At 60.6% G+C, this 14,884-nt stretch carries 13 protein-coding genes and 1 rRNA gene; 9 read left to right on the top strand and 5 right to left on the bottom strand.

The window, feature by feature from the left end; genetic code table 11:
• Positions 1 to 5 precede the first annotated feature (5 nt).
• Positions 6 to 118: ribosomal RNA gene (rrf, locus tag KW842_RS19850) — 5S ribosomal RNA — on the top strand.
• 116 nt (positions 119 to 234) lie between these two features.
• Positions 235 to 4,071, top strand: coding sequence for a two-component regulator propeller domain-containing protein (locus tag KW842_RS19845; RefSeq protein ID WP_218305841.1), 3,837 nt, complete (start codon positions 235 to 237; stop codon positions 4,069 to 4,071).
• On the opposite strand, the gene KW842_RS19840 is transcribed toward KW842_RS19845, so the two are convergent.
• The 5 genes from KW842_RS19840 to KW842_RS19820 all read right to left on the bottom strand — a co-directional run bounded on the left by KW842_RS19840 (position 4,068) and on the right by KW842_RS19820 (position 8,742).
• Positions 4,068 to 4,409, bottom strand: coding sequence for a DUF1840 domain-containing protein (locus KW842_RS19840; RefSeq protein WP_218305840.1), 342 nt, complete (start codon positions 4,407 to 4,409; stop codon positions 4,068 to 4,070). The two genes, KW842_RS19845 and KW842_RS19840, sit on opposite strands and share 4 nt — an antisense overlap.
• A 126-nt stretch (positions 4,410 to 4,535) precedes the next feature.
• Positions 4,536 to 5,024, bottom strand: a complete 489-nt coding sequence (locus KW842_RS19835) for a hypothetical protein (protein WP_307729853.1) — start codon at positions 5,022 to 5,024, stop codon at positions 4,536 to 4,538.
• Entirely contained in the window at positions 5,021 to 6,724 is a 1,704-nt protein-coding gene (locus KW842_RS19830; protein WP_229223797.1) for a M1 family metallopeptidase, read from the bottom strand. Before KW842_RS19830 ends, KW842_RS19835 begins: the two co-directional genes overlap by 4 nt.
• A 116-nt stretch (positions 6,725 to 6,840) precedes the next feature.
• The gene (locus KW842_RS19825) at positions 6,841 to 8,352 is read right to left on the bottom strand and encodes a YifB family Mg chelatase-like AAA ATPase (RefSeq protein WP_218305839.1); all 1,512 of its coding nucleotides are present in this window, start codon (positions 8,350 to 8,352) and stop codon (positions 6,841 to 6,843) included.
• A gap of 102 nt (positions 8,353 to 8,454) precedes the next feature.
• Entirely contained in the window at positions 8,455 to 8,742 is a 288-nt protein-coding gene (locus tag KW842_RS19820) for an accessory factor UbiK family protein (RefSeq protein WP_218305838.1), read from the bottom strand.
• 274 nt (positions 8,743 to 9,016) lie between these two features.
• On the opposite strand from KW842_RS19820, the gene KW842_RS19815 reads away from it, so the two are divergent.
• From KW842_RS19815 to KW842_RS19785, 7 genes are all read left to right on the top strand, one after another.
• On the top strand, positions 9,017 to 9,766 hold the full coding sequence (locus KW842_RS19815) for a TorF family putative porin (protein ID WP_373925212.1): 750 nt from the start codon (positions 9,017 to 9,019) through the stop codon (positions 9,764 to 9,766).
• An 11-nt stretch (positions 9,767 to 9,777) separates the two neighbouring features.
• Positions 9,778 to 10,116 carry a P-II family nitrogen regulator gene (locus KW842_RS19810; protein ID WP_154360515.1) on the top strand — a complete coding sequence of 113 codons (339 nt, stop codon included), beginning with the start codon at positions 9,778 to 9,780 and terminating at the stop codon, positions 10,114 to 10,116.
• A gap of 13 nt (positions 10,117 to 10,129) precedes the next feature.
• On the top strand, positions 10,130 to 11,668 hold the full coding sequence (locus KW842_RS19805) for an ammonium transporter (protein WP_218305837.1): 1,539 nt from the start codon (positions 10,130 to 10,132) through the stop codon (positions 11,666 to 11,668).
• Positions 11,669 to 11,782: 114 nt separating this feature from the next.
• Positions 11,783 to 13,084, top strand: coding sequence for a glutamate--cysteine ligase (gshA, locus tag KW842_RS19800; protein WP_218305836.1), 1,302 nt, complete (start codon positions 11,783 to 11,785; stop codon positions 13,082 to 13,084).
• Between the two features lie 52 nt (positions 13,085 to 13,136).
• On the top strand, positions 13,137 to 14,078 hold the full coding sequence (gene gshB, locus KW842_RS19795; protein WP_218305835.1) for a glutathione synthase: 942 nt from the start codon (positions 13,137 to 13,139) through the stop codon (positions 14,076 to 14,078).
• Positions 14,079 to 14,123: 45 nt separating this feature from the next.
• Positions 14,124 to 14,531, top strand: coding sequence for a PTS sugar transporter subunit IIA (locus KW842_RS19790; protein ID WP_218305834.1), 408 nt, complete (start codon positions 14,124 to 14,126; stop codon positions 14,529 to 14,531).
• Between the two features lie 41 nt (positions 14,532 to 14,572).
• A complete protein-coding gene (locus tag KW842_RS19785) occupies positions 14,573 to 14,842 on the top strand; it encodes an HPr family phosphocarrier protein (protein WP_218305833.1) in 270 nt (89 codons plus the stop codon).
• Positions 14,843 to 14,884: the final 42 nt, after the last annotated feature.

Here is a 14,884-nt window from a genome sequence, read left to right as displayed (position 1 = left end):
CAAAGCTTGATGACCATAGTAAGTCGGTCCCACCCCTTCCCATCCCGAACAGGACCGTGAAACGACTCTACGCCGATGATAGTGCTGCAACCAGTGTGAAAGTAGGTTATCGTCAAGCTAGTTATTAGAAAAACCCCAGTTACGCCTGAACGCGCTCAAGATCGCGCTCAGTGCTTAAACTGGGGTTTTTTGCTTTTGTGCATTAAAATGGGCTGATATCGGAGATGCAACTCTATGCACATATTCCTGTTTGCCCTGCTGATGCTGTTTTCAGTCGCTCACGCCGCGCCGTTGACACTGCGTTTCGAGCATCTGGGCGTGGAGCAGGGACTGACCCAGGAATCCGTCACCAGTGTCCAGCAGGATAAGCTCGGCTTTATCTGGCTCGGCACTCAAGCCGGCCTGAACCGCTACGACGGTTATCGCGTCATCAATTTCAAGAACGATCCAGCCAATCCACGCAGCCTGCAGGACAACTATATCCAGGCATTGCACGAGGATGGTGCCGGCCAGCTGTGGATCGGCAGCAAAGGCGGGCTGGACCGCTACGATCCCGCCACCCAGGACTTTGCGCACGTGCTGTCAAAACTGGCGGTGCTGGCCATCGTCAGCGATGGCGGCCAGGGCTTGTGGCTGGCGACCAGCGAAGGCTTGCAGCATCTGGATACGCACACTGGCAAGGTGCGCATGCTGCGTCATGCCGATGCCGACCAGAGCAGCATCAATGACGACCGCGTCGCCGCGTTGGCGCGCGACCAAGATGGCAATTTGTGGTTGGGCACGGCGCGCGGACTGGAGATGCTGCCGGCCGGCGGCACCGAGTTCCGTCATTTCGGGGTGCAGGATAACCGGCTGGAAAACAGCATCCTGTCGCTGTCGATTAGCGCCGATGGGGTGTTGTGGGCTGGCGCCATGAAGGGCGTGCAGGCGTGGCGCTTGAAGGGACAGTCCGCCGAACGTCTGGCGCTACCGGTGCCGGCCGATCTGGCCAGGCTGCGCGTGCCACGTCTATTGCATGATCGCGACGGCACGCTATGGCTGGGCACGTTTACCGATGGCCTGAAACGCCGCGACGCCAGCAGCGGCCGCTTCTACAATTATCCGCGCGATAACCAGAACCGCCACAGCATCAGCGACAACCAGATCAGCGCGCTATACCAGGACCGCACCGGTACGCTGTGGGTGGGCAACTGGTTTGGCGGCGTTGACCGGGTTGATCTTGGCAGCGGCGGCTTCGAGCGCTACACCGAGCAGGCGGGCGTGCTGCCGGGTATCGGTAACAAGAAAGTGCGTGCGATCGCTGCGGCGCCAGGCGGCAAGATCTGGCTGGGAACGGCGGATGGCCTGGGCCTGCTCGATCCGGCGCAAGGCACGCTGCAGTTTATGTCGAACCAGACGCCACGGCCTGATCGCGTGCCCACCGAGACGCTGGCAACGCTGGCCACCGATCTCAGTGGCCGGCTGTGGCTTGGTACGCAGAATGGCCTGTTCTGGCGCGATCCACTCAGCGGCGTCTACACGGCGATGCCGCTGGACGAGGAGCCGCAAGTGCGCTCGATCCAGCGTCTGCTGGTGACGCGCGACGGCGCCATCTGGGCCGGTTCACGCCAGTCGCTGCATCGCATCGATCCGCAGACGCTGGCGATGCGCAGCTGGTATGTGGACACCGCTGATCCTGCCAGGCTGGCCGGCCGCGTGTATGCGCTGCTGGAGGACAAGCGCGGCAATCTGTGGGTGGGCACCGAAAATGGCCTCGACCGTTTCGATCGCGCCACTGGCGTGTTCGAGCATTATCGCCACGATCCGTCGCGGCGCGACAGCCTGAGCCACAGCCGCGTGCACTATTTGTACCAGGACCAGCAGGAGCGCCTCTGGATCGGCACCGCGGCCGGCCTGACCATGGCGCGCTTCGGCGACGATGGCAAGCTGCGCTTCAAGGTGTATCCACCGGGCGAGGGCCGCGCACCTGATCCGGTCGGGGCGATACTCGGCGACGAGCAGGGGCGTTTGTGGATCAGTTCGACGGCAGGGATCTCGCGGTTCGATCCGCAGACCGGTGTCTTTAAAAACTATACCTCCAAGGATGGCTTGATCGACGGCTCCTACTTCATCGGCTCCGCCTACCGTGCGCCGGATGGCACGCTGTACTTTGGCGGGCTGGAAGGCATGACGGCGTTCCAGCCATCGCGCATCCATGACAACCCGTATCCGCCGCCGGTGGCGATTACCGATTTCTCCATCTTCAATCAGTCGATACTCAACAGTGCAACGCATGGGCCGCTGTACCAGACGCGTTCGCTGGCGCTGTCGTATCGCGATGCGGTGTTTTCGTTTGAGTTCGCGGCCATGCATTACGCCGATCCGCAGCGCAACCGCTATGCCTACCAGCTGGAGGGCTTTGATCCCGACTGGGTGACGACCGACGCTGGCAAGCGCTTCGCCAGCTATACCAATCTTGATCCCGGCCGCTATGTGTTCCGCGTCAAGGCGGCCAACAAGGATGGCGTGTGGAGCGAGCAGCCGGTATCGCTGGAGGTGACGATTGCGCCGCCACTGTGGAAGACATGGTGGTTCCGTGCGCTGGCCGCATGCTGTGTGCTGGGCGGTGCGTATCTGCTGTTCCGTATCCGCCTGCGCTTGTTGCTGGTGCAGAAGCAGGCGCTGGAGCAGCAGGTCGGCAGCCGCACGCGCGAGCTGGTGCTGCAAAAGGAATCCATCGAGCGCGAGAAGGAAAATGTCGAGCTGGCGCACCGGAATATTTCGCTGCTGTCTGATATCGGCCGCCGCATCACCGCCAATCTGGACAGCGAGGCCATTATGTCGCTGCTGTACCAGCAGGTGCACGCGCTGATGGACGCCAGCGTGTTCGGTATCGGCATTTACCGGCCGGAGCAGGAGCTGATCGAGTATCCGTTTGCGATGGAACGCGGCAAGCGCTATACCTCCTACACGCGCAGCATGCGTGAGCCGGAGCAGCTGGCGGTATGGTGCATCAACCATGCGCAGGAAGTATTCATCAACGACCTGGAGCAGGAGTACCACCGTTATATCACCACGCTGGATTTCGTTTCCGGCGCCGAGAATATGGGCACACTGGAAGATGGTTCGCTGCCGACCGAGCCGCGTTCGCTGATCTATGTGCCGATTTCGGTCAGCGGGCAGGTGCGCGGCGTGATCACCGTGCACAGCTATCGCACGCACGCCTATCAGCGCATCGACCTGGATATGCTGACCACGCTGGCATCGTATGTGGCGGTGGCGTTTGCCAATGCCGATGCGTATCGCCAGCTACAGGACGCGCAGCAGCAGCTGGTGGAGCGCGAGAAGCTGGCGGCGCTTGGTTCGCTGGTGGCCGGCGTGGCGCATGAGCTGAATACGCCGATCGGCAACAGCCTGGTGATTGCCTCCACGCTGGAAGAGAAGACCACGGAAATTGACCTGCTGAATAATGGCAGCACGCTGCGCCGCTCCGATCTGCGCAGTTTTATCGATGCTGCGCGCGAAGCGTCGACCTTGTTGATGCGTAGCCTGCGCAACGCGGCCGAGCTGGTGAATAGCTTCAAGCAGGTGGCGGTCGATCAGGCCAGCGCCAAGCGGCGCCATTTCAATCTGCATCAGGCCAGCCATGAGATCGTGATGACGATGATGAACCAGATCCGCAAGGCAGGCCACCAGATCGTGCTGGAGATGCCCGAGGATATCGCGATGGACAGCTTCCCCGGACCTTACGGGCAGGTGATCATCAACCTGATCAACAACGCCTTGCTGCATGCGTTCGATAACCGCGAAGGTGGCGAGATGCGCCTGTGGGCGACGCTGCTGGGCGCAGGACGGGTGCGGATTGTGTTTGAGGATAACGGCAAGGGGATTCCAATGGAACACCAGGCGCGCATCTTCGACCCCTTCTTCACCACCAAGCTGGGACAGGGCGGTAACGGTCTGGGCCTGAGCATCACTTATAACATCGTGACCTCGCTGCTGGACGGAACGATACGGGTGGACAGCGGCGTGGGAATCGGGACGCGCTTCACGATTGATTTACCGTTGAAGGCGTCCCTGGCGGGGGATTAAATACCCCAGATGATGTGTTCGTTTTCCGCCTTGGCGGTGCGCAGCATTTCCAGCAGCGGATAGGCGCGGGCGGAGAAGCCGACCCGTTGCGACAGCGCGTGCTCCCTGGTTTCGCCTTCTTCCTGTTCGTGGGTGTGGATGTCGTGCTCGATATCAGTCTCTGGATGCAGCTTGGTTTCGGCGACTTCGTGTTCCAGGATCGACAGGGCTTGTGCGGCTTCGGCGGCGGTGATCACGCCACGGGTCGGATTTTTGTGCAGCAGGTCCAGGATGCGCTGTGCGTGCTCCTGGTACATCAGGACTTCCGGGCTGGATTTGGATTTGAATGCAATTAACATGGCTGTGCTTTCGTGGTCTTGTTAGCTCAACTTTAGTACATAGCTGAAACTTTACAAGCCCCTGAACCATCAGTTTGAGCGCTGACGCACGCAGATTAAGCATTCTCTAAGCGTATGCTTCAATTTTCACAGGATTTTGAAGGAACTGAAGAATGTTTCCACTGTTTCGGCCTCGATTTTCTGCGGCGGGCCGATCACCACCACCTGGTACACGCGGCGCTCGCTGGCGATGAAACGGCCGACCAGGCGCATGCTCTTGCCGCTGGCGTCCACCTCGCGCGCGCCGCCATCAAGTGTCTTGCTGCTGGTGACGGCGCCGCCGATGTTGTTGAGCATGGCGGTCTGCATTGCCGCAATGGCGGCCGGCGCTTGTGCCGCGGCAGGCAGTTGCGCGCTGCCAATGGCGAAGATCACGCCGTCGATGTCGCAGGCGGTCATGGTCATGCTGGCGTCCAGCTTGTCCAGTTTGACGCTGCGGGTCTGCGTGGCTGGCTTGCCAGGGAAGAGCACGGCGTAAGGCGCGTCTTTGCTGCGGTAATCGCGCCAGTCGTACTTGGGACTACAGGCGGTGAGCGTGACAGCCAATAGCAGGGCCAGCGGCAGAGTGTGCATCATTTGGCTTTCTTTTTCTTCTCTTCGGCGGCTTTCCATTCATCGATGTGATCCTCCTGGCGCAGCACGCGCGACATCGGATCGATGGTGACCATGGCGCGCGGCGGCAGCGCCAGTTCACCGGCGCCGTTGCTCATCGGCAGTTTCTCGATGCGCTCATTGATGCGTACTTCGATCGGCAGCGGGAAGGCGCCGCCGTCTTTCAGCTTCCAGTGCAGCTTGAGCTTATTGTCGCTGCGTTCCTCGACCAGCTCGGGCAGGGCGGCGTGGTACAGGTAGGCGTCGAAGAACCAGTTCAGATCGCGGCCGCTGGCTTCGTTGGCGAATTGGATGAACTCTTTGGTGCTGCTCCAGCGTGGCTGGAAGTTACCCGGCGCTGGTGTGGTGGTGCCGTACACCATGCGGCGGGTGGCGTTGAAGAAGGCTTCATCGCCGATCAGGTTGCGCAGCGTGTGCAGGATCAGCGCACCCTTGGAGTAGATATCGTTGCCTGGGCCGCCGCGTTCATCCTGATAGATGTCTTCGATGCGTTGGCTCTTGCCGCTGACCACCGGCGCCTTGTTGGCCAGGCGCTTGCGGAAGGTGAACAGCTCGGTCTGGAACTCGCGCTCGCCGCGCAGCGACTCCAGGTACAGCGGCTGCATATAGGAGCCGAAGCCTTCGTGCAGCCACATATCGTCCCAGTCGGCGTTGGTCATCTGGTTGCCGAACCATTCGTGCGACAGTTCGTGGTGCAGCAGCCAATCGTAGCCGTAGGGCGACTTGGCATAGCCGTTGCCGTAGGCATTGACGGTCTGGTGTTCCATGCCCAGGTGCGGGGTTTCGACCACGCCCATTTTCTCGTCGCCGAACGGGTAAGGGCCGACGCGGTATTCGAAGAAGTCCAGCATCGGCTTGAATTCCTTGAACAGGCCGCGCGCCTGCTGTTCATGGCCTTTCAGATACCACATGCGCAGCGGGACGGTGTTGCCGTAGCGGCTGGCGTAATCATCGGACAGCATCTCATACGGACCGATGTTGAGCGCGACGCCGTAGGTGCTGGGGTTCTTGGCGCGCCAGTTGTAGGTGCGCCAGCCATCCTTCTCTTGCATGCCGGTGGCGACGCCGTTGCCGGCCACGACCAGCGGCGACGGCACAGTGATGTGCAGGTCGATCAGCTGCGGCTTGCCGGTCGGGTGATCGATGCAGGGCCAGAACAGGTCGCAGCCTTCGCCTTCGACGGTGGTGGCGATCCACGGCTGGCCGTCCTTGGTCTGGCTCCAGGTGAAGCCGCCATCCCATGGCGCTTTCCTGGCGGTGTGCGGTACGCCGTGGTATTGGATGCGCACGGTGGTGCGGGCGCCGGCTTGCAGCGGCGTCGGCAAGGTCAGGTAGAGGCGGCCATCGGGATTGCTGATGGCGGATGAGGCGAGCGTCACGCCGTCGACGCTGGCGCTATCGACCGGCAGGTTGCGGTCCAGTTCGACGGCGATGCGGGTCAGCGGTTCTTTCAACAGGAAGGTGAGGGCGGCATCGCCGCTGATGCGCTTGGTGGCCGGATCGACGCGCAGCGCCAGATCAACTTTTTCAAACGTCACCGCCAGCTGTTCAGGCGCGCGCGGGCTGCCGGAGTTGGCGGTGAAATCGGTGATCGGCGGTTGCGATGTGGCGCAGCCGGCCAGCACGGCGCTGGCGGCGAGATAGAGAGGCAAGCGGGTCATCATGGTCCTGTCGTTAGTCACTGCCAGCAAATATAGCAGCAAGCCCGCAAGACTTGGTTTGCAGATCACCGGCTTTGGCCGCTTTTTATATTGGGGCTACTGCGACTAATAGTTTCAGGCTAGTCCTTTAACAGGGCACGACGATATTGGAGTGCTTCGCTGAGATGTGGTTCCATGATGCGCTCGCTTCTTGACAGGTCGGCGATCGTGCGTGCCACGCGCAGTACGCGGTGGTAGGCGCGGCCAGACCAGTGGAACATCTCCATGGTATTTTTGAGCCGCGTTTTGCTGGTGCGGTCGAGCTTGCAGTGGTGGTCTATTTCGCGCGGGGTGAGGTATTGATTGCTCTTTCCCTGGCGGTTGAGTTGCAAGGTTGCTGCCGCCTGCACGCGCGCTGCGATCAGCGCGGAGGTTTCGCCGTAGGTAGCGGCTGCGAGCACGTCGGGATGCACGGAGGAGACGCCCATTTGAATGTCGATGCGGTCGAGCAGGGGACCGGAAATGCGGTTCTGGTAGCGCAGGATGACGTCCGGCGAACATTTGCAGGCGACCTGTGCGTGGCCGAAGTAGCCGCATGGACAAGGGTTCATCGCTGCGATTAACTGGAAGTGTGCGGGGAAATCTGCTTGCCGTGCCGCGCGCGAGATGGTGATGCGGCCGGATTCCATCGGTTCGCGCAATACATCCAATACCCGGCGATCGAACTCGGGCAGCTCGTCGAGGAACAGCACGCCGCGATGTGCCAGCGAGATCTCGCCCGGACGCGGCACGCTGCCGCCACCGACCAGTGCCGCGCCGGACGAGGTGTGGTGCGGCGAGCGAAACGGCCTTTGTTTCCACTGTTCGATGCGGAAAGCCCCCGTCAGCGATTGCACGGCGGCCGTTTCCAGCGCCTCTTCATCGCTCATTGCGGGCAACAGTCCGGCGAAGCGAGAAGCCAGCATGGTTTTGCCCGAGCCAGGCGGACCGACCAGCAACACTGAATGATTACCCGCCGCAGCCACTTCCAGCGCACGCTTGACGAAGGCTTGACCTTTGACGTCAGCAAAGTCCGGGTATTCGACCGGCACCACAACCGGTGCGGCCTCGTGGCGCGAAAGCATGGTCTCCACCGATTTGCCGGCGAAGTGGCGGCACACTTGCAGCAGCGAGTCTGCCGGGTAGATGGCGGCGTTGCAGACCAGCGCGGCTTCGTCGGCATTCGCCAGCGGCAGGATAAAGGCCAGGCAGCCGCCGTCGCGGCGGGTGGCCAGCGACATCGCCAGCGCGCCGCGAATCGGCCGCAGCTCGCCTGACAGCGACAGTTCGCCGGCAAATTCATACTGATGCAGGCGGCGGGAGGGGATTTGCCTGGAAGCGGCCAGGATGCCGAGCGCGATCGGCAAATCGAAGCGGCCCGATTCTTTCGGCAAATCGGCCGGCGCCAGATTGACGGTGATGCGTTGCGCGGGGAATTCAAAACCGCCGTTCTGGATGGCGGCGCGGACCCGGTCCTTGGCTTCCTTGACCTCGGTATCCGCCAGGCCGACGATGGTGAACGATGGCAGCCCGTTGGCCAGATGCACTTCGACGCTGACTTCCTGCGCCTGCATGCCGGCCAGGGCGCGGCTTTTCAGTACGGCAAGTGACATGGCTGGCGAACTGGCAAAAGGGACCAGCTGCCAGCGTAGCGCATGCCCGTGGCGTGACCTTGCGCTAGCCCAAATCGCGGTGATTTGGGCTGCGGGGGATGTCTACAGTACTTCGCCCTTGGCGATTTCCACCTTGGCGGCTTCCGGTTTGGCGTCGCCGGCCTTGGCTTCCAGCGCCGCCAGGCGGGTTTCCAGCGCTTCCAGCTTGGCGCGGGTTTTGGCCAGCACTTGGGTCTGGATATCGAATTCCTCGCGCGTCACCAGGTCCAGTTTGGCGAAACCCTGCGTCATCATGGACTTGACGTTCTTCTCAATGTCCTTTGCTGGTGAATTTTCGATGGCTTGGCTGATCTTGCTTTGCAAGTCATTAAAGAAAGTGTTCATATCCATAATATTCCTTGATCTGGTTAGTCCCTCGTTGCACCATTGCGGTGCGACTCGGCGTTAATGTGGTGCGAAACCGCCGAAATCCCGCCTTGCGATCCTGATGATTCTCACTTTGGACTGAGCGGGGCCGTTGTCAACCATGATACGGCACCTGATTGCTGAACAACATTAGCTGGCACACATTCTGCTAAAGAAGCCAATGAATGCTTTTCATTGCTTCGCTTAACAAGGATTTTAAACCGCATCTGCTAATCAAGTTCAACTCACTAGGAAAACAATTATGAAAATGTCCAAGAACTTTACCCTGATCGCTGCGTTGACCTTAGCATTCGCGTCCATGGCGCAGGCCCAGGAGGCGGCACCCGCACCTGAAGCCAAACCCGACAATGAAGTCAGCTTTAACGCTGCCTTTGTCAGCGACTACCGTTACCGCGGTATTTCGCAAACCCGCCTGAAACCCGCCGTACAAGCTGGCGCGGATTACGTGAACAACCCGACCGGCTTCTACGTCGGCACCTGGGCGACCAATATCAAGTGGGTCAAGGATGGTGGCGGCGACGGCAGCGTCGAATGGGATGTGTACGCCGGCAAGCGCGGCGCCATCTCCGACAGCGTCAGCTACGACGTCGGCGGCCTGTATTACTACTACCCATCGAACAAGCTGAGCACGAGCGCCAATACCTTTGAGCTGTACGGCCAGATTTCGGTCGGCCCGGCCTCGCTGAAGTATTCGCACTCGACCACCAATCTGTTCGGCACGGCCGACTCCAAGAATTCCGGCTATATCGACGCGCAGCTGAACCAGGAAATCACCGACGGCTACGTCCTGAACCTGCACGTCGGCCGCCAGAACGTGAAGAACAACGGCGCTGTCAGCTACACCGACTACAAGGTGGGCGTCACCAAAGATTTCGGCGTAGTGAGTGTGGCACTGGCGGCGGTCTATGCCGACACGGACGCCTACGTCGGAAACGGGAAGAACCTGGGTAAAGCCGGCGCCGTCCTGACCATTTCCAAAACCTTCTAAGCGAGGCCAGTATGAAAATGATTACCGCCATTATCAAGCCGTTCAAGCTTGACGAGGTGCGTGAAGCCCTCTCGGCGATTAACGTGCAAGGTATTACCGTGACCGAAGTCAAAGGCTTCGGTCGCCAGAAAGGCCACACCGAGCTGTACCGCGGTGCGGAGTACGTGGTGGACTTCCTGCCGAAGACCAAGATCGAAGCGGCGGTGGATGACGCCATCGTCGAACAGGCCATCGAAGCGATCGAAGGCGCTGCCCGCACCGGCAAGATCGGTGACGGCAAAATCTTCGTGTACAACCTGGAACAAGTGATCCGTATTCGTACCGGCGAGACCGGCAACGAAGCACTCTAAGAGGAAGATGAGAATGAAGAAAACTATAACAAGCTTGCTAGCTGGGGTATCCATCCTGTTTGCGCTGGCCGCACCCGTGCATGCGCAAGACGCCAAGCCGGCCGACGCACCGGTAGCCGCCGCTTCGGCGCCCGCAGCCGCGCCTGAAGCAGCTGCTCCGGCAGCCGCCGTGCCTGCTGCTGCCGCTCCTGCTGCCCCAGCGGAAGCTGCACCTGCCGCGCCAACCCCGCAGAAGGGCGACAACGCCTGGATGATGGTGGCCACGCTGCTGGTGATCCTGATGACGATTCCTGGCCTGGCGCTGTTCTACGGCGGCCTGGTCCGTTCCAAGAACATGCTGTCGATCCTGATGCAAGTGTTCATGATCTTCGCGCTGATCGTGGTGCTGTGGTGCATCTACGGTTACTCGCTGGCGTTCACCGAGGGCAATGCGTTCTTCGGCAACCTGCATGACCGCACCTTCCTGAACAATATCTACGACCCGATCAAAGGCACTTTCGCTTACGCTGCAACCTTCAGCAAGGGCGTGGTGATTCCTGAGTTTATGTTCGTTGCCTTCCAGGCGACCTTCGCGGCCATCACCTGCTCGCTGATCGTTGGCGCCTTCGCCGAACGTGCCAAGTTCACCGCCATTCTGGCCTTCATCGTGATCTGGTTCACCTTCGCTTACCTGCCGATCGCCCACATGGTCTGGTTCTGGACCGGTCCTGACGCGATCAAGGACGCCGCCACCCTGGCCACCGAAACCGCCAAAGCCGGCTTCCTGTTCCAGAAGGGCGCACTCGACACCGCCGGCGGTACCGTGGTGCACATCAACGCCGCAGTGGCTGGCCTGATCGGTTCCTACATGATCGGCAAACGCGTCGGCTACGGCCGCGAATCGATGGCGCCACATTCGGTGACCATGACCATGATCGGCGCATCGCTGCTGTGGGTGGGCTGGTTCGGCTTCAACGCCGGCTCGCCGCTGGAAGCTGGCGACATCGCCGCACTGGCCTACATCAACACCCTGCTGGCAACTGCCGCTGCGACCGTGTCGTGGGTGTTCGCTGAATGGATCTTCAAAGGCAAACCATCGATGCTGGGTGGCGCTTCGGGTGCGGTGTCGGGCCTGGTGGCCATCACCCCGGCCTGCGGCTTCGTCGGTCCAATGGGCGCGCTGATCATCGGCCTGCTGGCTGGCGTGATCTGCCTGTGGGGCGTGAACGGCCTGAAAAAACTGCTGGGCGCGGACGACTCGCTGGACGTATTCGGCGTGCACGGCGTCGGCGGCATCCTGGGCGCAATCCTGACCGGTGTGTTCGCTGCACCGTCGCTGGGCGGCCAGGGCATCTTCGACTACGTGGTCAACAAACCATCGCCAGACTACTCGATCGCTTCGCAAGTGATCGTGCAGGCGACTGCGGTGGGCACCACCATCATCTGGTCGGGCATCGTCGCCGTCATCGCTTACAAGCTGGTGGACATCGTTATCGGTCTGCGCGTGCCTGAAGAGGAAGAGCGCGAAGGCCTGGACATCACCACCCACGGTGAGTCGGCTTATCATCATTAATTGATAAGTTTTCAATGAAAAGCGCCCTGCGGGGCGCTTTTTTTATTTCCTGCCTTTAAAATAGCGTTTTTGCCCTCATTTGAGGCATCCGCACGGTAATAAGGAAGTAATAACATGGTTCCCCACCTCGTCACGGCCCTGAGCGGACCTCTGCTCGACCTCGAAGAAAAAATCCTGGCCGCCACCCCTGCAATTGAGCGCTGGTTCCGCCTCGAATGGCAGGAGCACACGCCGCCGTTTTATTGCTCGGTTGACATGCGTAACGCCGGCTACAAGCTGGCGCCGGTGGATACCAACCTGTTCCCTGGCGGCTACAATATGCTGGCCACCGAGATGCTGCCGCTGTCGGTGCAGGCCGCCATGGCCGCGATCGACAAGTATTGTCCAGATGCGCGCAATCTGCTGCTGATCCCGGAAGTGACCCAGCGTCACCCGACTTACTGGCAAAACGTCGCGCGCCTGATGCAGATCTTCCGCCAGACCGGCCTGCATGTGCGGCTGGGTTCGCTGTCGCCGGAAGTCACCGAGCCAACGCCGATTGCTTTGCCAGATGGCAATATGCTGGTGGTCGAGCCGCTGGTGCGTTCGCCGAACGGGCGCCGGGTTGGTTTGAAGGATTTCGATCCGTGCACCATTTTGCTGAATAATGACTTGTCGGCCGGGATACCGGACATTCTGCAGAACATCCACGAGCAAAGTCTGTTGCCGCCGCTGCACGCCGGCTGGGCGCTGCGCCGCAAGAGCAATCACCTGAACGCCTATGACGAGGTGTGCAAGAAGTTTGGCAAGCTGATCGGCGTCGATCCGTGGATGCTGAACCCGCTGCACGCCAAATGCGATGCGGTCAATTTCCGCACCGGCGAGGGCTATGATTGCCTGGCTGCCAATATTGACACGCTGCTGGCCAAGATCAAGAAGAAGTACAAGGAATACGGCATCAAGGACCAGAAGCCGTTCGTGATCGTCAAGCCGGACGCCGGCACCTATGGCACCAGCATTTTGACCATCAAGGATTCCAGCGAGATCAAGGACTTGAGCCAGGCCCAGCGCGACAAGATGATTGTCATCAAGGATGGCAAGGAAGTGACCGACTTCATCATTCAGGAAGGCGTGCCGACCTTCGAGAGCATCGAAAGCGCGGTGGCCGAGCCGGTGGTGTATATGATCGACCGCTATGTGGTGGGTGGTTTCTACCGCGTCCACGCCGAGAAGGGTGTGGATCAGAACCTGAACGCGCCCGGTTCGCAATACGTGCCGCTGGCGTTTGCCCAGCAGCATGCGGTGCCGGACCTGAAGGCCAAGCCGGGTACGGCGGCGCCGAACCGCTTCTACGTGTATGGTGTGGTGGCGCGGCTGGCGCTGCTGGCCGCCTCGCTGGAAATGGAGCGCACTGATCCAAATCCGGAGGTCTACTGAGCGGTTTGTGGATCTCGGCTAAAATCAGGCATTCACTCTACTGGACGTATTCATGAAAATCGCTTTCCTCGCCGACCCGCTGTCGACCTTCAAGACTTACAAGGACTCCACCTACGCCATGATGGTGGAGGCCAACAAGCGCGGCCACGAGGTCTACGCTTTTCAGCAGAAGGATATGGCGGTCGAGCAAGGCGTGGTGACGGCCAATGTGGCGCGCATCCACTTCACCGGCGACAGCACCGACTGGTATCGCGCCGACGCGCCGGTGGAAACCAATCTGGGCGAGTTCGACGCCATCCTGCAGCGCAAGGATCCGCCGTTCGACATGGAGTATGTCTACAGCACCTATCTGCTGGAACTGGCCGAAAAACAAGGCGCCAAGGTCTTCAACAAGCCGTCGGCGATCCGCGACCACAACGAAAAAGTCGCCATCACCCAGTTCAGCGAGTTCACCTCGCCGACGCTGGTGACCTCCGATGAGGCGCGCATCCGCGCCTTCCAGAAGCAGCACGGCGACATCATCCTGAAACCGCTGGACGGCATGGGCGGCACCGGCATCTTCCGCGTCAAGGCGGACGGCATGAATCTGGGCGCCATCATCGAGACGCTGACTGGCAACGGAAAATACACCATCATGGTGCAGCGCTTCATTCCGGATATCGCCAAGGGCGACAAGCGCATTCTGGTCATCGGCGGCAAGCCGGTGCCATTCTCGCTGGCGCGCATCCCGCAGAACGGCGAAGTGCGCGGTAACCTGGCCGCAGGCGGCATCGGCGTGGCCCAGCCGTTGACCGAGCGCGACTTTGAGATCGCCAACACCCTGGGCCCGATTCTGGCCGCCCGTGGCCTGTTGCTGGTAGGATTAGACGTTATCGGCGATTGTCTGACGGAAGTCAACGTGACCAGCCCGACTTGCTTCCAGGAGATTACCCAGCAAGCTGGCTTCCCGGTCGCCGAGATGTTCATCGACGCGGTGGAAGCGGCGGCGAAATAATCCCGATGACAAGAAAACTTCAATCCTCACTGGCGGTTTAACAATATGGTAGGCATACTACTTATGACACACGCGCCCCTGGGCCAGGCCTTTCTTGCGGCCTGCGCACATGTGTTCCGTGGTCCGACCGAGCATCTGGAAGCGATCGACGTGATCGCCGACCAGGATCTTGGCGAAGTGCAGACGCTGGCGGCGGCGGCGATCAAACGTCTCGACGATGGCGACGGCGTACTGGTCATCACCGATGTCAAAGGCGGCACGCCTGCCAACTGCTGCAACCGGCTGGCCGATGCGGGCCGGGTCGAGGTGATCGCTGGCATCAGCTTGCCGATGCTGCTGCGCGCCATCACCTACCGCCGCGACACGCTGGACGTGGTGGTCGAAATGGCGCTGGCCGGCGCGCAAAGTGGAGCCGTGCGCGTCGACAACCGGATACGCGTCGGGGAAACCTGACGCTTTTTAGCAATGCGCAATCTGATTGAGACAAAAGAAAAATGATTCAGCAAGAACTCGAAATTATTAACAAGCTTGGTTTGCATGCGCGCGCTTCCGCCAAATTTACCCAACTGGCAGCAAAATACAAAAGCGATGTCTGGCTGACGCGCAACGCGCGCCGCATCAACGCCAAATCCATCATGGGCGTGATGATGCTGGCCGCCGGCAAGGGCGCCAAAGTCCTGCTGGAAGCAGACGGTCCGGATGAAGGCGACTGCGTCGCCGCCCTGGCCGCGCTGGTCAACGACAAGTTCGGCGAAGGCGAGTAATGGGGGCGGAGCGCAGCCGTCCCCGTTTCCCCGCAGGCCAGC

The organism is Duganella sp. sic0402, from assembly GCF_019219065.1.
Taxonomy (GTDB): Bacteria; Pseudomonadota; Gammaproteobacteria; order Burkholderiales; family Burkholderiaceae_D; genus Rugamonas.
Note: the sequence above shows the minus strand (reverse complement) of the source record. Positions and strands in the feature narration are given on the sequence as shown.

Excerpts from the sequence above, each read along its gene's own strand:
- KW842_RS19845 (WP_218305841.1), top strand. The coding sequence starts at position 235 with ATGCACATATTCCTGTTTGCCCTGCTGATGCTGTTTTCAGTCGCTCAC.
- KW842_RS19840 (WP_218305840.1), bottom strand. The coding sequence starts at position 4,409 with ATGTTAATTGCATTCAAATCCAAATCCAGCCCGGAAGTCCTGATGTAC.
- KW842_RS19835 (WP_307729853.1), bottom strand. The coding sequence starts at position 5,024 with ATGATGCACACTCTGCCGCTGGCCCTGCTATTGGCTGTCACGCTCACC.
- KW842_RS19830 (WP_229223797.1), bottom strand. The coding sequence starts at position 6,724 with ATGATGACCCGCTTGCCTCTCTATCTCGCCGCCAGCGCCGTGCTGGCC.
- KW842_RS19825 (WP_218305839.1), bottom strand. The coding sequence starts at position 8,352 with ATGTCACTTGCCGTACTGAAAAGCCGCGCCCTGGCCGGCATGCAGGCG.
- KW842_RS19820 (WP_218305838.1), bottom strand. The coding sequence starts at position 8,742 with ATGGATATGAACACTTTCTTTAATGACTTGCAAAGCAAGATCAGCCAA.
- KW842_RS19810 (WP_154360515.1), top strand. The coding sequence starts at position 9,778 with ATGAAAATGATTACCGCCATTATCAAGCCGTTCAAGCTTGACGAGGTG.
- KW842_RS19805 (WP_218305837.1), top strand. The coding sequence starts at position 10,130 with ATGAAGAAAACTATAACAAGCTTGCTAGCTGGGGTATCCATCCTGTTT.
- gshA (WP_218305836.1), top strand. The coding sequence starts at position 11,783 with ATGGTTCCCCACCTCGTCACGGCCCTGAGCGGACCTCTGCTCGACCTC.
- gshB (WP_218305835.1), top strand. The coding sequence starts at position 13,137 with ATGAAAATCGCTTTCCTCGCCGACCCGCTGTCGACCTTCAAGACTTAC.
- KW842_RS19790 (WP_218305834.1), top strand. The coding sequence starts at position 14,124 with ATGGTAGGCATACTACTTATGACACACGCGCCCCTGGGCCAGGCCTTT.
- KW842_RS19785 (WP_218305833.1), top strand. The coding sequence starts at position 14,573 with ATGATTCAGCAAGAACTCGAAATTATTAACAAGCTTGGTTTGCATGCG.